Annotated in this window: 20 protein-coding genes and 1 tRNA gene; 11 read left to right on the forward strand and 10 right to left on the reverse strand. The window is 51.2% G+C overall.

The window, feature by feature from the left end; all coding sequences use genetic code 11:
* Nucleotides 1-108 precede the first annotated feature (108 nt).
* Both dsrB and PMI17_RS24960 read right to left on the reverse strand, forming a co-directional pair.
* Nucleotides 109-303: a protein DsrB gene (gene dsrB / locus PMI17_RS18520; RefSeq protein WP_007891465.1), complete on the reverse strand. Its 195-nt coding sequence runs from the start codon at nucleotides 301-303 to the stop codon at nucleotides 109-111.
* A 68-nt stretch (nucleotides 304-371) separates the two neighbouring features.
* On the reverse strand, nucleotides 372-530 hold the full coding sequence (locus PMI17_RS24960; protein WP_007891469.1) for a YqaE/Pmp3 family membrane protein: 159 nt from the start codon (nucleotides 528-530) through the stop codon (nucleotides 372-374).
* A gap of 313 nt (nucleotides 531-843) precedes the next feature.
* On the opposite strand from PMI17_RS24960, the gene PMI17_RS18530 reads away from it, so the two are divergent.
* The 3 genes from PMI17_RS18530 to PMI17_RS18540 all read left to right on the forward strand — a co-directional run bounded on the left by PMI17_RS18530 (nucleotide 844) and on the right by PMI17_RS18540 (nucleotide 3,481).
* Nucleotides 844-1,077 (forward strand): DUF2525 domain-containing protein, encoded by a 234-nt coding sequence (locus tag PMI17_RS18530; RefSeq protein ID WP_007891470.1) that lies wholly within the window; start codon nucleotides 844-846, stop codon nucleotides 1,075-1,077.
* A gap of 359 nt (nucleotides 1,078-1,436) precedes the next feature.
* Nucleotides 1,437-2,234, forward strand: coding sequence for a mannosyl-3-phosphoglycerate phosphatase-related protein (locus tag PMI17_RS18535; RefSeq protein WP_007891471.1), 798 nt, complete (start codon nucleotides 1,437-1,439; stop codon nucleotides 2,232-2,234).
* Nucleotides 2,235-2,260: 26 nt separating this feature from the next.
* On the forward strand, nucleotides 2,261-3,481 hold the full coding sequence (locus PMI17_RS18540; RefSeq protein ID WP_007891472.1) for a glycosyl transferase: 1,221 nt from the start codon (nucleotides 2,261-2,263) through the stop codon (nucleotides 3,479-3,481).
* A gap of 46 nt (nucleotides 3,482-3,527) precedes the next feature.
* Here PMI17_RS18540 and PMI17_RS18545 read toward each other — a convergent pair whose 3' ends face one another.
* The 5 genes from PMI17_RS18545 to PMI17_RS18560 all read right to left on the reverse strand — a co-directional run bounded on the left by PMI17_RS18545 (nucleotide 3,528) and on the right by PMI17_RS18560 (nucleotide 5,804).
* The gene (locus PMI17_RS18545; RefSeq protein ID WP_007891473.1) at nucleotides 3,528-3,707 is read right to left on the reverse strand and encodes a YodC family protein; all 180 of its coding nucleotides are present in this window, start codon (nucleotides 3,705-3,707) and stop codon (nucleotides 3,528-3,530) included.
* Nucleotides 3,708-3,888: 181 nt separating this feature from the next.
* A complete protein-coding gene (locus PMI17_RS25795; RefSeq protein WP_255348773.1) occupies nucleotides 3,889-4,023 on the reverse strand; it encodes a hypothetical protein in 135 nt (44 codons plus the stop codon).
* A gap of 44 nt (nucleotides 4,024-4,067) precedes the next feature.
* Nucleotides 4,068-4,970 (reverse strand): DUF808 domain-containing protein, encoded by a 903-nt coding sequence (locus tag PMI17_RS18550; protein WP_007891475.1) that lies wholly within the window; start codon nucleotides 4,968-4,970, stop codon nucleotides 4,068-4,070.
* Nucleotides 4,971-4,984: 14 nt separating this feature from the next.
* Nucleotides 4,985-5,257 carry a hypothetical protein gene (locus PMI17_RS18555; RefSeq protein ID WP_007891476.1) on the reverse strand — a complete coding sequence of 91 codons (273 nt, stop codon included), beginning with the start codon at nucleotides 5,255-5,257 and terminating at the stop codon, nucleotides 4,985-4,987.
* 70 nt (nucleotides 5,258-5,327) lie between these two features.
* Nucleotides 5,328-5,804 carry a very short patch repair endonuclease gene (locus tag PMI17_RS18560; RefSeq protein WP_007891477.1) on the reverse strand — a complete coding sequence of 159 codons (477 nt, stop codon included), beginning with the start codon at nucleotides 5,802-5,804 and terminating at the stop codon, nucleotides 5,328-5,330.
* A gap of 410 nt (nucleotides 5,805-6,214) precedes the next feature.
* On the opposite strand from PMI17_RS18560, the gene PMI17_RS18565 reads away from it, so the two are divergent.
* The 3 genes from PMI17_RS18565 to PMI17_RS18575 all read left to right on the forward strand — a co-directional run bounded on the left by PMI17_RS18565 (nucleotide 6,215) and on the right by PMI17_RS18575 (nucleotide 11,308).
* On the forward strand, nucleotides 6,215-8,098 hold the full coding sequence (locus tag PMI17_RS18565) for a hypothetical protein (RefSeq protein ID WP_007891479.1): 1,884 nt from the start codon (nucleotides 6,215-6,217) through the stop codon (nucleotides 8,096-8,098).
* An 83-nt stretch (nucleotides 8,099-8,181) separates the two neighbouring features.
* Nucleotides 8,182-9,582, forward strand: coding sequence for a DNA (cytosine-5-)-methyltransferase (gene dcm, locus PMI17_RS18570; RefSeq protein ID WP_007891481.1), 1,401 nt, complete (start codon nucleotides 8,182-8,184; stop codon nucleotides 9,580-9,582).
* Between the two features lie 124 nt (nucleotides 9,583-9,706).
* Nucleotides 9,707-11,308 (forward strand): methyl-accepting chemotaxis protein, encoded by a 1,602-nt coding sequence (locus PMI17_RS18575; RefSeq protein ID WP_007891483.1) that lies wholly within the window; start codon nucleotides 9,707-9,709, stop codon nucleotides 11,306-11,308.
* A gap of 41 nt (nucleotides 11,309-11,349) precedes the next feature.
* On the opposite strand, the gene PMI17_RS18580 is transcribed toward PMI17_RS18575, so the two are convergent.
* Both PMI17_RS18580 and PMI17_RS18585 read right to left on the reverse strand, forming a co-directional pair.
* Nucleotides 11,350-11,598, reverse strand: a complete 249-nt coding sequence (locus PMI17_RS18580) for a hypothetical protein (protein ID WP_007891485.1) — start codon at nucleotides 11,596-11,598, stop codon at nucleotides 11,350-11,352.
* A 76-nt stretch (nucleotides 11,599-11,674) separates the two neighbouring features.
* Nucleotides 11,675-12,373, reverse strand: coding sequence for a phosphohydrolase (locus tag PMI17_RS18585; RefSeq protein WP_007891486.1), 699 nt, complete (start codon nucleotides 12,371-12,373; stop codon nucleotides 11,675-11,677).
* A gap of 570 nt (nucleotides 12,374-12,943) precedes the next feature.
* On the opposite strand from PMI17_RS18585, the gene PMI17_RS18590 reads away from it, so the two are divergent.
* The 5 genes from PMI17_RS18590 (at nucleotide 12,944) to PMI17_RS18610 (ending at nucleotide 16,588) form a co-directional block, all read left to right on the forward strand.
* The gene (locus PMI17_RS18590) at nucleotides 12,944-13,618 is read left to right on the forward strand and encodes a hypothetical protein (protein ID WP_007891487.1); all 675 of its coding nucleotides are present in this window, start codon (nucleotides 12,944-12,946) and stop codon (nucleotides 13,616-13,618) included.
* A 203-nt stretch (nucleotides 13,619-13,821) separates the two neighbouring features.
* Nucleotides 13,822-14,598: a DgsA anti-repressor MtfA gene (gene mtfA, locus PMI17_RS18595; RefSeq protein ID WP_007891488.1), complete on the forward strand. Its 777-nt coding sequence runs from the start codon at nucleotides 13,822-13,824 to the stop codon at nucleotides 14,596-14,598.
* Between the two features lie 103 nt (nucleotides 14,599-14,701).
* Nucleotides 14,702-14,777, forward strand: a tRNA-Asn gene (locus PMI17_RS18600).
* A 326-nt stretch (nucleotides 14,778-15,103) separates the two neighbouring features.
* A complete protein-coding gene (locus tag PMI17_RS18605; protein WP_007891489.1) occupies nucleotides 15,104-15,940 on the forward strand; it encodes a macro domain-containing protein in 837 nt (278 codons plus the stop codon).
* A gap of 147 nt (nucleotides 15,941-16,087) precedes the next feature.
* On the forward strand, nucleotides 16,088-16,588 hold the full coding sequence (locus PMI17_RS18610) for a molecular chaperone Tir (protein ID WP_007891490.1): 501 nt from the start codon (nucleotides 16,088-16,090) through the stop codon (nucleotides 16,586-16,588).
* A gap of 99 nt (nucleotides 16,589-16,687) precedes the next feature.
* Here PMI17_RS18610 and PMI17_RS25550 read toward each other — a convergent pair whose 3' ends face one another.
* Nucleotides 16,688-16,855: a hypothetical protein gene (locus PMI17_RS25550; RefSeq protein WP_007891491.1), complete on the reverse strand. Its 168-nt coding sequence runs from the start codon at nucleotides 16,853-16,855 to the stop codon at nucleotides 16,688-16,690.
* Nucleotides 16,856-17,113 lie beyond the last annotated feature (258 nt).

Below are 17,113 nucleotides of genomic sequence, written 5' to 3' on the forward strand. Positions count from 1 at the left end.
TTGGGTGCGCGTTGCCCCTCACCCTAGCCCTCTCCCGCAAGCGGGAGAGGGAACCGATCGAGCGGTTCTGGCTTAGTGGGGTGTCAACTTTTACTAGACCAGAACAAATCAAGCCCCTTCATACGGCTCGACAAAAACCCCTTCCGCATGGTCGCTTTCATTGAAGAACCAAATCCCCAGCGGGTAATCATCCAACGCCACCAGATACATGGTGCCTTCATTAAATGCTTCCACGGCCAGCACCGTACCCACACGGCGTGGGCCGCCATCGGTTTTTACCGTAACGCGGTCATTCACCTTCATTGATTACTCTCCACAAATTGTCCTGCGACACAGTGTAACGGAAGATAATCATGACCGCCTGATCGCGATCAGCGTCGGGCGATAACCCACACGGCATGCACGATACCTGGAATGTAACCGCACAGCGTTAGCAAGATATTAAGCCAGAAGGCACCACCAAAACCGACCTGCAGGAATACACCCAGCGGGGGCACTAAAATCGCAATCACAATACGTAAAAAGTCCATACTCTCTCCCTGATAACACTTAGCAATCAATCGCTAAGCATAGACGCTGCTACACGCATTGCATTTAAAGGCAGGTAAAAGTTTGTCAGGATGCGACTTTTCACTTTCTTAACGTTTCGCAGAGAGACTTTTGACATCGGCTGCTCGTACACTTCTCACTACTGCACCAACCCCAAAGGCGCAGTCAACCTAAAAGTAACAAGGATTTTTGCCCGCGCAGCGCGGGCTTTTTTTTGCCTGCTATTCCGCTTCCCTCCCCCTCTCCACCACCGTCTATACTGGTAATACATCCGAACGCCTCTGGGAGGCCGCCATGACGACTGTAAAAGAGTACAGCGAGAATGTGCAGCGCGACGTGAATATTGATGTCGATGCGCTGCTGGAAGCGATTCAGAAGAGAACGTCGGGCGAGGTGAAAGAGTATATGGAAGCCGAGCACGCTCATCGCGTTAGGGTAAACGGTGAGGCCTATGACTCCTGCGCCGAGTTAGCCGAAGCCTTCGAACTCGACATCCGCGACTTCGCTATCAGCGAAGTGAACCGATGAAATCGATTTCAAAAAAATACCCGGCGGGATGGCCGGGTAAAGTAAATCAGTAAATTCGTTACACCAGGGAATTCTTAACACCAAGCCAGATTACGCCTTAGCACACTTAAGACAAGTCTTATCCCCGCATGTAAATTGAACATTTTCGTATAACCATTCATCTAAATCGCCGCAGGCACCGCGTCGCTACTGATTATTTGCTGTGCACAAACCGTGCATGGACAAATCTACTGTGAATAGCATTTAAGAATTATCCTGGTTGTCGCTCGCCTGTCCCCGCGGAAAAGTGTGATCGCGATTCCGCTATTATACTGATTACTCTTCGCTTTACGGATGCCACTGGCGTTAGGAGTGTGATGATGCTGAGTCTTAACTCTTCACTGATGGTCGTGACCGATCTTGATGGCTCACTGCTGGATCATCATGACTACAACTGGGATGCCGCCAGCGAATGGCTGGCGCGTCTGAAACAACATCAAATCCCATTGGTGATTTGTTCCAGCAAAACCGCAGCAGAGATTGTTCCTCTGCAAAAGCGGCTGGGCATTGCCGGTGCCCCCTTTATTGCGGAAAACGGCGCACGCGTAGTATTCGGCGGCGATCAAATCCTCGCAACGGAGCCTGGCGCAGCCTATCGCACGCTGTGCCAGACGCTGAAGACTCTGCAAGCGCAGTTCCGCTTCGATGGTTTTCACCAGTTTAGCGACGCCGACGTCGCACGCTTTACCGGATTAACCCTGGCTGAAGCCAGTCAGAGCCGCTTACGCGAAGCCTCCGAAGTGGTGCTGTGGCGCGACGACGAGCATCGTTTAGCCGCATTCCGTGAGGCGCTGGCCGAGCATCACCTCGCCTTAACACAGGGCGGACGTTTCTGGCACGTCATGCCCGTCGGCACCGGCAAAGGCATTGCGCTGGCGCAAATCCAGCAGCATCTGGCCGAGCAAGAAGGCCAGTCGCGCATCACTCTCGGATTAGGTGATGGCCCCAATGATGTGCCGATGTTAGAGCGTGTCGACTACGCCGTAGTGATTAAGGGCTTCAGCAAAACGCCGGTAGAACTGCAACGCACGGATAGCGAGCATGTTTACTACTCCGCGCACGTCGGCCCGCAAGGCTGGCGCGAAGGGCTGGACTATTTTCTTGCACCTAACGATTAACGACCAAAAACCTGAAGGATGAGACGATGAGTGATTTTTACCAGAATGGTGTCATTACTAATTTTCATAATCTCACCCACCGCAGCGTCGAATCGCTGGAAAAAGAGATGGTGCGCTTCGCGCGCAAACGCAAAATGGGGCTGATTTTGCCCTCGTTGTTCTCGGAGCTGGAAGGGCCGGCGCTGGATAATATCGTCAATGAACTGGCGAAAGTGCCCTATCTCGACGAGATTGTGATTGGCCTCGATCGCGCCGATCGCGATCAGTTTCTCTTCGCCCGTGAGTTCTTTTCGCGCCTGCCCCAGCGCCACCGCATTCTATGGAATGACGGCCCGCGCCTGAAAGCGCTGGACGCCGAGTTGGATAAAGAGGGATTGTCGCCGAGCCAGCCCGGCAAAGGGCGCAACGTGTGGTTCTGTACCGGTTACACGCTGGCATCCGATCGCACCCAGTGCGTGGCGCTGCACGACTGCGATATCGTTACCTATGAACGCGGCATGCTGGCGCGTCTGCTCTATCCGTTAGCCAATCCATCGTTTCAGTATGAGTTCTGCAAAGGATTTTATGCGCGCGTGGCCGATGGCAAGCTGAATGGCCGCGTCGGCCGTTTGCTGGTGGGCCCGCTACTGCGCTCGTTACAGAAGGTTTACGGCCACTCAGAGTATCTCGACTACCTCACCAGCTTCCGCTATCCCCTTTCCGGCGAGTTCGCCATGCGCACCCACGTCCTCAACGGCATCAAGATTCCTGGCGATTGGGGACTGGAGATTGGCGTGCTGTCGGAGATTTATCGTAACTACACCACGCGCCAAACTTGTCAGGTGGAGATCGCCGACAACTACGATCATAAACATCAGCCGCTGGCTGAGGATGACGGAACCGGCGGATTGAAGCGCATGAGTAATGACATCGTGCAGTCGCTGCTGCGTAAGCTGGCGACCATGGGCGTTCCGCTGACCAGCGATTCATTCCGCGTGCTGAAAGCCACCTACTATCGCAATGCGCTGGATATGATGGAGGTCTATAACCATGAAGCCACCATGAACGGCCTCAAGTTTGACCAGCACATTGAAGAAGCGGCGGTGGAGATGTTTACTCAGGCGATTCTTGATGCCGGACAGGCGTTTATTGAACGTCCCAACGAGAAACCGTTTATTCCAAGCTGGAGTCGCGTGCAATCGGCGTTTCCTGACATCCTGCAGCGAATTTATCAGGCAGTTGAAGAGGATAATAACGGCAAGGTTTGATGCGGGGGAACCACATTCGGGACGGCGAGAACCGTCCCGAATGTGTTTAACTGGCCAGCTGTTGCGCGGAAGATAGGTGACTGAGTTCGTCACTGCGAAACGCCTCACGTCGCACGCTGTAACCATCATACCAACGACATTCGACCATTCCGCTGGCATAGCCGGTCACCACCATCGTGGGGCCGCCCTGTTTGTGCTGAACTTCGTCACTGATTGCAAAGATCATAACCGCACCCTCCTTTAACCGTTGAATGAACGATATTAGGTATAGCAGCGGTGCGCGATATTTTCCTATACGATAAATCTATTAGTGTGACCAAATCAGAATAAGCAGTTAAAAATCCTGTAAATAAAAAAAGCCGACAAGATTTATTGTCGGCTTTGATAACGCGTCCTGGGCAGGAAAATCAGATTTTGCAGCCTTCGCAGTCCGCTTCGTCGCTGATCTCTGCGGGGACTTCGTTGGCTTTTTCTGCCGCTTTGGCTTCAGCCTGTTCCAACTGTGCATCGATATCAAATTCAAACATATCGTCGTTCATCATCGTTCTCCTGACCGTGATTAGAAATTTCCTGCGCTTTATAACTGCTAGCTACGCAGCTTAGCAATCAGATTTACGCCCAACAGCACGATCGACCCAATGATAAAGCCGATCACCAGATTGGCGCCGTTGCTCAGCAGCGTCGAGATAAAGCCGTTGAAACCGGCGCTGTACTCGGTGATGGCGTGATGTAACGGCGTGATGCCGTGCACCACAATGCCGCCACCGACCAGGAACATCGCAATGGTGCCCACCAGCGTCAGCACTTTCATCAGCCACGGCGCCAGCGCCAGCAGCACGCCGCCGATCGCCTGCGCCACGCTGGAGGATTTCTCCTTCAGCCAAAAACCGAGATCGTCAATTTTCACGATCATCGCCACGATGCCGTAAACGCCGATGGTCACGACAATCGCCACGCCGGCCAGGATTAATACCTGATTCAACAGCGGCGCTTCGGAGACAATGCCCAACGTTATCGCCACAATTTCCGCCGAGAGGATAAAGTCGGTGCGCACCGCGCCTTTCACTTTATCCTTTTCGAACGCACCTGCGTCCTGCTGCGCCAGTTTGTCCAGACGCTGCTGACGCGCTTCCGGACTCTGCTCTGATTTGTCGTGATTCAGGCTATGCAGCACTTTTTCTACCCCTTCGTAACAGAGGTAGGCACCACCAATCATCAGCAGCGGCGTAATTAGCCAGGGCGCGAAAGCTGAGATCAGCAACGCCAGCGGTACCAGGATTAATTTATTTAAAAATGAGCCTTTCGCTACGCTCCAGACGACGGGCAGTTCACGATTGGCTTTGACACCGCTAACCTGCTGCGCATTCAGTGACAAATCGTCACCCAATACGCCCGCGGTCTTCTTTGCTGCAACTTTGCCCATTACCGAGATATCGTCAAGCAGCGTCGCAATATCATCCAGAAGCGTGAGTAAACTGGTTCCTGCCAAAATGGTATTCCTTATTATTCCGGTTGATGATCCTGACAACAGGGGCAACGCTCAACCGCCGTCACTGACATATCGGCGATGCCCGCACAGTCCCATTCGACGCGTAACGGCCCCGTCAGATCGCCGGCGTGCAAATACTTGCTCACCGGACTTTCCGTCATGCCGCTGATCTCCTCGGTGGCTACCAGCTGGTCGCCAAGATAAATGCGCGCCGTGGCTTGGGTATTCACCATCCGCTCATCGCGGAGTTGATACAGGCGCTTAACGGTAAGTTTGATGCTGCTCATGGCTCAATTCCGCGTCCCAGAGAAAAGGGAGATCTAAACTGTTATGGTGGCTAAAAGCAACAATCTCGCACTATTCAACGCGATAGTGATGCAAGCCTTGATGATCGATTTCACTGCTGTCGGTCGCGGCCAACAGCCACTCTTCCAAACGTTCGATAAGCGCGCCATCCGCCAGCTGCAGTTTGCCGCGCAGCGCGCACTCCCAAACAATCAGAACTTTCCATCCTCCTTCACGCAGTTGCTCAATATAACGCCGATCACGCTCGACGTTGCTGTTAATTTTGCCACTCCAGAATTCAGTACGCGTAGCGGGCATCTTGAATAAATAGCAGTGATGTCGATGCCAGAAACAGCCATGGACGAAGATGATCGCTTTCTCACTGGGCAGGACAAAATCGGGTCGGCCCGGTAAGGCTTTGTCCTGTACACGATAAGTAAAACCACGATCTTTCAGAATTAAGGCAATACGCTGTTCAATTGCCGTGTCCTGATTGCGAATGGCGCGCATGTTTTTGCTGCGAATAGCTTGCGAATGAACGTCTGCCATGGCGTTTCCTTGTTTTGGCGCTTCTTCAACTTTAGCGGTTTAGGACAAAAGCGAAAGCACGCGAGACAAAGAGTGTGGCGTGCATCGGCACAGCCGCATTCAGCGGCCACGTTAGCGAAACGCATTAAAGCGAGCGCGATTCAATTAATCCGTTTGCATAACCGATTGGGCTCATTAACGCGTTGACCGCCGTTTCGTGCCAGTCATGCATAAAATAACGCTGCGATTATTCTGTAAAAATACATCCTGCCGCTGCGCTTTATTATCAAAATCATCCACTTCTTTTTTGACTTATAAAGCAGCCAGTAATTTCACTAAATTCAGCAATGGCACTCACAAACACATTAATAATCAAATAGTTATACTGCTGTGGCGCGCTCAATTTCCTTTCCAATTTTATAGGATTGACCATGGTAAAAAACCCGGACAGTGCCAATCTTGATACGCCTACTGGCAGCAGTAATACGCTTCAGGTGCTGGATGCCAATGGCAACCCGCTCTCATTCAGTAAAGTGGTGCTTGAACTGGCGAATGCCGGTGGCGGCGAAGCGCTTATTCAGCTGCGCGACGTCGCGGCGCTGCGTGCCACCGAGCCGAAAAAAGTCGGTGAGCTCGCTTCCGTACTGGAGTACACCACCGGTACGGCGATGGGCGGCGGTCTATTCGTTTACGACATTACCGATAAAACCACGCCTGAAGATTATGGGTTGAATATTGTGACCGCCAAAGGCGCGCGCTGGAAACGAGTGGTTTTTGATTATAACAGCGTCACGGTATTGGATTTTGGCGCGGTGGCGGATGGCAAAACCGATTGCCTTGAAGCCGTAACGCGCATGTTTAACTGGTCACAGAAGAATTATCCCGCCACCGGCATTCGTTTTACCGCCGGCAGATTCTTTATCTCAAAATTTGATATTGCCGCTAAGGAAGTTAACCGCTTTAAACTTTCGGGAGCGCCAGTCAACTTCGGCTATTTTCCCACAACAACACTGCTTTCGGATCGCAAAGATAACGAAGTGATGTTCTCGGTAAAAGCGCGCTATGTTGAAATCTCCGGCTTTGTCGTCGAAGGCGAAAGCCTGCAAAATTCGCTGCCGGCCAACAGCAAAGGCTTCTTTAAAAATATTATTGAAGCCGGTCAATTCCTGCGCGTCAGCAGCATGGAGTTCCGTTATTTAGGCGGCCGCGGATTGGATCTGCTCGACACGCTCGATTGCAAAATCGACCAATGGTATGCGCGCAATTGTCAGAACTCACTGATTCATGCCTATTGGTCGGATAATCCCAACGGCAAGTGGGATCACTCCACCGCTATCGAACTCTCAAACTTTAATATTCAGCGCAATAGCGCGCATCCGGCGATCTATGCACCGCGCTGCACCCAATCGCTGATTCGCAATGGCTGGATTGAACACTCCAGCGATCCTGGCGATCTCTCTAATGGTCAGTGGATTATTGAGGCGATGAATATCGAAGCCTGCGACTCTCCGCTGAATATGGCCTATTGCCGCACCATCACTTTGCAAAAGAATATTCAGGGCAGCCACGGCTTTGATTTCACGCCGCGTCCCACCGACAGCGAATGGCTGTCGGAATATGAGCGCGGTTCGATTGAGATTGATAGTAGCGGCACCATTATCAACGGCTCGCTGAATTATGATTACGTCACGTCGCAGCATGCGATGGATAACCGTAGTGCGAAAGAAGCCTGGTGGTGCGTTGGCGAAATTCAGCTGAAGCAGTCGCAGCAGGCGCATATGCGCGTAATTGGCAATGCGCAATACAACAGCATGTCCGGCACCCAGGTTGATTTCAGCGATCGCACCGCCGAAGGTGTCGGCCACATCTATTTCCAGATGCTGAATAGCCAGATTGCCTGTAGCTGGTATAGCGAAGGTTCCTGCCCGATTACCAAAGTCCATATTGAGCAGATTAAAACCGGCGAGTGTCGTATCTACGTCAAAGTGGCGGTGTATAGCGGCTTTACCAAAGTCCTGCTTGATACCAACGGTGAGGATCGCCATCGCGCTGGCGTGCATTTCCTCTATCGTAAAGTGTTTACCAAATGCGCGGAGGAAAAAGCCGCCGAGCTGGATGAAGCGGTTAAAACACCGGTGGTGTTTGAGCAGCACTGGACCGGCAATAAAAGCGTCGGTTTCGGTTATAACAACAACGGTGAATTGCTGCTGCGCGCCGCCAAAGCCAACGCGGCGGAGTACAACGAAACGCCCGAGCTGGTGAAAGTACGCATCAATGGCGTGGAATACGCGCTGGAAGCGCGCAAGAAGAAGTAATGCCGATTGGCGGGCACGTCCCGCCAATATCATCAGCGCCTGAGGAGTGATAGCATAGCCGCTTCACTGTTAAGGAAAAACGCATGCTTGCTATCGACCCCGCCGCGCCCGTCTCGCCCTCCCCGTTAACCACCGCTCAGGATGACGCGACGTCGCTGTTATTGCAGGTGCTCGATATCTATGCCGCACGTGATGTGGTGATCACCCTTAGCGAGGCCGGTGGCCGCGACTGGAACGTGCCGCGTTTGAATCGTATTCGTGCCGGTAAAAGTGTTGCTCCGCCGCTCTCCAGCGCTGAAGTGGCCAGCCTGCAAGCGCTGCTGCCTGCACGTCCGGCGCATTATGACGATGCCCGCTTCCAGTTTATCGATCTGTTTGCCGGCATTGGCGGCATTCGTCGCGGCTTTGAGCAGATTGGCGGCCAGTGCGTGTTTACCAGCGAATGGAATAAAGAAGCGGTGCGCACCTATAAAGCCAATCTGTATAGCGATCCACAGCAGCATCAGTTTAATAGTGACATCCGCCTGGTCACGCAGCCGGCAGGCATCAGCAATGAGCAGGAGATTTATCAGCATATCGATCGCACCATTCCCGATCACCAGGTGCTGCTGGCCGGCTTTCCCTGCCAGCCCTTCTCGCTGGCGGGCGTCAGCAAGAAGAATGCGCTGGGCCGCGCGCACGGATTTGAGTGCGAAGCGCAAGGCACGCTGTTCTTCGACGTGGCGCGCATTCTCGCGGCCAAAAAGCCACCGTTCTTCGTGCTGGAAAATGTTAAAAATCTGAAGAGCCACGATAAAGGCCGCACTTTCGCCATCATCATGGCAACGCTGGATGAACTCGGCTACGACGTAGCGGATGCCAACGACAGCGGCTTGCCGGATGCGAAGATTATTGATGCGCGCCACTTCCTGCCGCAGCATCGTGAACGCATTGTGTTGGTGGGTATTCGACGCGATAGCGGACTCAGCAACGGCTTTTCACTGCGCGCCCTGCCAGCGCTCTATCCGCCAAACGTACCGCCGCTGCACAGTCTGCTGGAAGCGCAGCCGGAGGCGAAATATACGCTGTCGCCCATCTTGTGGAACTATCTGTATCAGTATGCGAAGAAGCATAAAGCCAAAGGCAACGGTTTTGGTTTTGGCCTGAACGATCCGCGTATTGAGAATATCTGCGTGCGCACCTTATCGGCGCGCTATTACAAAGATGGCTCGGAAATTTTGATCGATCGCGGCTGGGATCACGCGCAAGGCGAAGCGGATTTCCAGCAGGCCGACAATATGGCGCGCCGCCCGCGCCGGTTAACGCCGCGCGAATGTGCCCGTCTGATGGGGTTTGAAGCGCCTGGCGAAAGCCAGTTCCGCATTCCTGTATCCGATACCCAAGCTTACAAGCAGTTTGGCAATTCGGTGGTGGTGCCGGTATTTGCTGCGGTGGCGCAGCTGTTATTGCCGCTGATTGAGCAATACACCACGCAAAAAGCCTAGCTATTCAGGACCACAATTTTATTTAGGGCCGCGCTTTATGCTGTTTTCCGCTTAATCGCGCCGGCTGTCACCAAACTGTCACGCATGCTGCCAATACTCCTGTTTTATTTTTTGGAGGCGTGTGATGTCACTCCTGTCCGTTCTTTCTCTGCCGCATCGGCTGCGCGCGCGGTTATCCCTGCGCATCCCGCTGTGGCTCACCAGTTTACGTAGCCAGTTTTTGCTGTTCATTCTGCTGTTCTGCCTGCTGCAATTTGCGGGTGTGTTGCTACTCAACAACCACGTCAAGCAGACGCAAACCTCGCTGCAACAGGCGAATCAACTGCGTGAACGCTTGGCCCTGCTGGACAAAGCCCGTATCGAACTGCTTACGGCCAGCGATAACAGCCATCGCGCCGGCATCTATTTAATGCAGGACCAACAAAGTGGCTCGGTGGACAGCTGGAAAAGCCTCGCCACGGCGGCCGATGATTCGCTGCAACAGGCGCAGCAACAGTTTGCCGCCTACCACGCTAACGCCGAAAGTCCGCTGGCGCAGGGTTTCGCCATGCTGGCGCAAGGATTGCAGGAGCAGTTGAAAGGACTGGCAGCCAACGACATCAACGCCTTTTTCATGGTGCCGATGCAGGCATTCCAGCAGCAGTTTAATGATGCCTGGTTCAGTGAAATCGAGCAGGCCAACCAGCAACTGAGCAGCGTTAACCAAAACACACTCAGCACCTTGAAACAGAGCCGCAATATGTCGCTGATGGTCAGCGCGGTACTGATGGCCTTATTGGTGCTGGCCTCCAGCTTGCTAATGCGTGGCGTGCTGTTGCCGCTGCGGCGTGCGAATACGCAGCTGGCACAGATCGCTACCGGTGATCTGCTGGCCTGCGATAACACCCCGCGCCGCCAATCACTGGAAACGCGTCAGTTGTTTTTGTCGATTGATACCATGCGTCGTGGCCTGCAACAGATCGTTCGCGATATTAATACCGTGGCGGTCAGTGTCGCCGCCGGTGCTGAAGATATGCAGCAGCATAATGAGCAGGTGATGCAGCAACATCAGAAGCAGAACGCCAGTTTCCATCATCTGTCGCAACGTTTGGATCGCGTCTCAGAAGAGGTGGAAATCGGCGCCCAGTTCTCCCAGCAGGCAACGCAGGAGGCACAGTCTGCCGATGCGTTAATGCGTAACTGCGCGGTGGAAGTCGATAACATGGAGAATCAGATGCAGCAGATTGTTACGGCTTCCGATGATATCGCCGGGATTGTGGGCATGCTGGATGATCTGTCCATGCAAACGCGGCTGCTGTCACTCAATGCCGCGATTGAATCCGCTCATGCCGGCGCTTATGGCCGCAGCTTCTCGGTCGTCGCCAAAGAGATGGGTTTGCTGTCACAGCAAAGCGGCGCGTCTACGCGTCAGATCGATGGATTGATTCAGCACACGCAGCAGCATGTGCATGATGGCTTCGATAAAGTGAAAGCGCTCGAGGTACTGTTCGGACAAATCAGCGCTGCGGTTTCCGGCGTGGTGACGCAATTGAATGAGCTGCAGCAAAATAGCGCCGCGCAAAGTCATCGGGTGAAAAAGATCGCACTAGAAGTGGTGGAGATGAGTGGCCAACTGCAGCAAAACGAGGCGTTGAACGCGCATCAGGTGCAGTCCGCTGTTCAACTGCGTGAGTTATCGGACCGGCTGGCGCAGCGCGCGCAGCAGTTCCGCATCAGTCATGGTTAAAACACAGCCACAAAAAACCCGTCATCTGACGGGTCTGTGGCTTATTTCTTCTTCTTGCCTTTCTTCAGCAGCGTACGTATCTGCTTCAGTTCTGCGGCAGAGAGCTGATCCGATGACGCTTCTTGCGTATCCAGACTATCAATGGCCGGTTGCGCAACCGCATCTAAACTGGCCTGCAGGCGATTAACGATCTCCTGGCTCATGGAGATTTGGTTATCGGCGGCTAACTGTTTGATGTGTTCTTTCAGCGCCGGGTCAATTTTAATGGTTAAGTTAACGGTCTCGGTCATTTTCATACTCCCTTTTGATTTACAACAACGTAGCGGAAGCCGACGAAAGTTAACAGAGTGTCATAAAAATTTAATATTAGGAGTGTATGGGACTGAAATCCCTTAACACCGATTCATCGATTGAGGTCAAATTCCCCTGCAACTCCGCACACAGTTTGCCCATGTAGTGCACCAGGAAATCAGCGTTGTGCTCAGCCAACAAGCGCCCTGCTTCGGTTTGCATGGTTTGTGGTAATCCCAGCAGCTTTTTCTGGAAGTGATCCAGCGTCCACTTCACATCATCCAGTTCGCGATCCTTGCCCAGTGGATCGTCGCTATCAAACAGCGGTCTTCCTAACGCACCGGCAGTGTAGAAAACGCGTGCCAGGCCGATAGCACCTAAAGACTCGAGACGATCGGCATCCTGCACAATTTTCGCTTCCAGGGTTTGCGGCGCGATACGCGCGCTAAAGCTGTGGGCCTGAACCGCATGCGCGACGGCGTCCAGCAATGCGAAGGGAAAGTCAGGGAAATCCTGCTGCAAAATGCGGCGCGTCTCTTCGGCCGCGTAGGTTGAAGCTAAATGACGCTCAGGGTGATTTTTCGGCAGGTTAACCACATCGTGGAAATAGCAGGCGGTCATCACCACCATAGGATCGGCGTCGCTGTGCTGCATGATGCGTTTGGCACTCATCCACACGCGGCGCAGATGCGCGATATCATGGGCTTTATCATCATGCAGCCAGTTCAGCTGCAGCCAGTTCTCGTAGCGTTGTTGCCAGTGAGTAAGTGACATCGTGCTTCTCCTGTTATTGCTGTTATCTGGGTTCCTCGGGACATCATAGCGGCTTGGTCATGACACTTTTTTTACATCCTTCCTGGATGGGCAAAGTGAAAAAATGAGATCCCGATCTTGTTATAGCGCTGTTAATAGCTGTTGCCTAGCATGCGCAGCGATTTAGGCATTTCCTTACTGCCGTTTAAGTTAAATAACTCTGTTTAACAGGAGTAATGTATTTCAATAATGTACAAATTTCGCTTAAGCCATTTATTCTAGTTAAATGTGCTGATTTATCCGCTCCAGGGAGGGCAGATCAACGCGACATAATCTGAAAAGGTTCCCATTATGGGCTTTATAACGTACTGTATCTGGAAAAATTCTGGCTTCTGAACCTTTAGAAGCCCTTTTCAGCACACATTTTGCTTATGAACCATTTTTAAAACCTAAAATTGCAAATATAGCCTGATACTAAGGCGACAAATTATTAAGCAAACTGATTCAAACCCATTATGCTAACGCTCACATTTACGGATGCGAGGGGATTCTTCGCAGTTTTCGGGTTTGTGACACAATAAGAGGTATGCAATGAAAGAACGGCCGATTCTTTTTTCCGAACAGCGGGTGCGCGCCCTGCTGGTTGGCCAGCAGACACAGACCCGGCGCATTATGAAAACTCAGGCCTTTGGTCCTGGTCAGGATCATCACGAAGGCGTGCATGCCTTTGACGTCAGTGCTAATCATCTGCACGGCTATAAATTAATGTCGATGACCGATGTCAGCTCGCACTGTCCGTTTGGTCAGGCTGGCGATGGTTTATGGGTGCGTGAAACCTGGCGCGGCCCGATCGTTCCGGAAGCGTTGTTGGCTGAGTATGAACGCGATCCGCTGCCGTTCCGCAGTCCGGCATTTTGCCAGTATCGCGCCGACAGCAACGAGCTGGGGCAACTGGATGAGAATTTGCAAAATGCCGAGCAGTTTGGCTGGCAAACCGCCATTCATATGCCGCGTTGGGCTAGCCGCATCGATCTGCAAATAACCTCGGTACGTGCCGAGAAGATTCAGGATATCAGTGAAGATGACATTATGGCGGAAGGCGTGCAGACCGATACGCACTTCCTGAATAACTTCTTTACGATGAATATGAATTCCGAATCGCCGAAAGAAGCCTATCGCAAAGCGTGGCAGAAACAGTACGGCGCCACCAGTTGGGAAGTGAACCCGTGGGTATGGGTGATTGCGTTCCAGCGTGTTGAACGCTAACGCGAAGCGCTGCAACGCCCGTCATCGTAAGGTCGTCATTCATGACGACCTTTTTATTTCCTCGCCATTACTTTTCCGCTTTGCCACGTCAATCACAGACAAATCCCCTACTAACTGGTTGAATAACCGGCTTTGATTCCGCGCTGGCACTTTCTACTGCGCTGCGCCAGGATACTGTTTTCAGCCAAAGAGTGAGTGACGCAATGTTCAAATGGCCGTGGCACGCGCAAATAGAGACGTCATTACTGGCGCTACCCTGGCAACAGGCGCTGGCGCAGCCGATCTTTTCCCTGCTCGACCAGGAAGAACAATCCGCTCTCACTGCGCTGGCTCAGCGCTTCCTGCAGCAGAAAAAAATCTCTCCCCTGCAGGACCTACAACTTAATGAACTGCTGCTGGCGCGTTTGGCGCTGCTGTTTTGCCTGCCGGTATTAAAGCTTGGCATTGAGTGGCTCGACGGTTTCCATGAAGTGCTGATCTATCCCGAGCCATTCAACGTTGATGACCGCTGGGAAGATGATAACGGCCTGGTCCATCACGCACCGGCAGTACACGCCGGACAGAGCTGGACGCAAGGCCCGGTAGTGCTGAATGCGCTGGATATTCAGGACTGTTTCGACCTCTCCGGCTTCAATCTGGTGATCCATGAAGTGGCACACAAACTTGATGCGCGCGGCAGCGGCTACACCAGCGGTATTCCGGTAATGCCATTGCGCGATGTCGCCAACTGGGAAAAGGAGCTGCAGCACGCGATGGCAGAGATTGAGACTGAAGTGGAGCTAGTGGGTGAACAGGCAGCCACTATCGATCCCTACGCTGCGAGCGATGCGGCAGAGTGCTTTGCCGTGCTGTCGGAATATTTTTTCAGCGCACCGGATTTACTGGCTAACCGTTTCCCGGTGATGTATCGCCATCTGCAGCAGTTCTATCGCCAGGATCCGCTGGCGCGCCTGGCGTTACTGACAGCAAAACCTGCTTAAATCGCGATCGCTTTGTACTAATGCTAGCCAGTTGAATATAAATGTGTTTTAAGCTGTTGACACCGCCACGAGGCGCCATTAATATTCGCCTCGTTCACACGATTCCTCTGTAGTTCAGTCGGTAGAACGGCGGACTGTTAATCCGTATGTCACTGGTTCGAGTCCAGTCAGAGGAGCCATATTTAGAGAAGCCCGCTTAGGAAACTAAGCGGGCTTTTTGCTTTTACACTTCCGCAAGAATTGCATGATGTGAATATACTTTCCGCTCAAAACCCTCTCATTACTTATGATAATAACGTTAAGTATTGCAGAAATGTCTCGTTTATTTAGCCGATTATTTTTTTAGTGAAATGCTTAATGGTTTTGTAATTTTAATCGAGAATTAAACCTCTTACCGTTGTGCATTACCCATCATTGATAATAGGATTAACCCTCAATTACCGGAACATAGTATTAAGCATGCCAAAGGGAATTGTGCGCCTTTTATAAAAAGGGAGTGAAGGATATGTTAAAGGTTAGTTTTTGCGATAAAAAAATCAGAACCCTTTTTTTAAAATATGCTTCTGCCACAACGGCAAGCATTGCTGCGGCTGCTCTGTTTTGGGATATCCCTAAAGAGTATAAGCATTACTCTGGATTGGCTTGCATAGCTGTTTTAGTAATGATTTATCTAATATTATGGTATAAAGCCAACAAACTTACAGCAATTAACTTATCTGTTGAAGGAAGCACAGTAACTATTAAAACTGGCAATATTTTCGCTGAGCAAGGATTAAAAGCGATTGCTTTTAATGAGTACTTTGATACTAAAGTGGATAACATAGTCATTGCTCATCAGAGTCTCAACGGCCAGTTTGTTACGGATCAACTCACCTGCTCAGTGCAACAATTGGATACCTACATTGATGAATATAACTACGAAGCAGAAGACTTTGCTGATATTAATTCAACGCGGTTATCCGGTAAGAATCAACGCTATAAAATTGGGACAATTTGCGTCTGGAATGAGTACTTGCTGACGGCTTTTTCTAAATTCAACAAGTATAACGAAGCTTATTTATCCATGCCTGAATATCTTGAGTTCCTGATTAACTTTTGGAATAAGGTCAACCGCGTTTATGCCCAGCAAAGTGTTACTGTGCCGATTTTTGGTTCGGGTATAACACGAATTAAGGGGCATAAGCTGATCAGTGATGAAGAGTTGCTAAAAATCATGTTATGGACATTCAGGGTCAGTGAAATGCGATTTACCCATCCTGCGAAATTAACAATAATTATTCATGAAGACAAGATTAGTAAAGTAAACCTATTTGAGCTTCAGATGGCAAGAAGCGGCTTATAAACTCCCTGCAAAATTTAACAGGCGAGGCACATACAGTTATTAAACTTCATAATTAAATAGTTTTAAGTCGAGAAAAAGACTTTACACAAGGGACATCTTTCAACTGAAGTATAGGCAGGATTTTTCACAACAAAGGAGTGACAAACCATGATATACCGTACCAAAACATACATTGCGGGTGAATGGGATGGCGATCAGGATGCCATTGAACAATTACATACCTGGAATGAGAGCAAATACTGGGACTTCTCTTTCACCGACGCTCACGATATAACACAAGCCAGAGATAGCAGTTTAAATTGCAATATAAAATCGTCCCTTGCAACACGCTTAAATGCCTCAAAAACATTTGTCCTCATCGTCGGAAACAATACCAAGGCAGCACGGAGTGGCGGCTGTCGATACTGTGATAGCTACAATAGTCTAAGTAGTCAATGTGACCGGGGATACTCAGTAGATCATCGAAGTTATATTGAGTATGAATGCGATAAAGCCTTGAAGGACGACTTAAACATCATCGTTCTGTACAATGCAACCACAATTAATAAATCCAAATGTCCTGACGTCTTAAAGGGTGTCGGAACGCATACCGCTATGCGCTCAACCCACGGTTGGGATTACCTCGCGGTTAAAAACGCGCTCAATTAATTTCCGCTATAAAAAAACCCGCTGGCCTAACAGCGGGTTTTTTATTCCTCAGCGCACAGCTCATTCCAGTAGCTGTAGCGTATTACATGGTGTAGGCGCTCATCTCTCATAGTAGCGATACACCGATGGATGGAATTCAACGCCATACAGTTGGCTGATGGGAATCAGCAGGTCGATATGGTTGCTAAGATCGAATTCGCGCTCTTCTGCACGCGGCTTCTCGCCATTGACCAGTTGGTTAAACCACTGCTGCAAGAGGTGTTTCATTGCCAGCTTCTCCAAAAATGATTGACGCTGACAGTAAACCTCACCCAGAGATATAACCAAAATGATTAGTTGTGCGCTTCTTTGCCAGGTTATGCATATAAAAAAAGTGCGCATAACAGCGCACCCTTTAGACAACCGTAAAGTCGCCATTTATGGCGTAATGCTCGTCAGTTAAGCAGCGCACTGGCTCCGCGGGGGTTCCGCCCGCTAAGCCTATGGCAGTTTCAGTATGTGTAAAGCCGGCGGCCGGGCTAAGGT

This window comes from Pantoea sp. GM01, from assembly GCF_000282675.1.
GTDB classification, from domain to species: Bacteria; Pseudomonadota; Gammaproteobacteria; order Enterobacterales; family Enterobacteriaceae; genus Pantoea; species Pantoea nemavictus.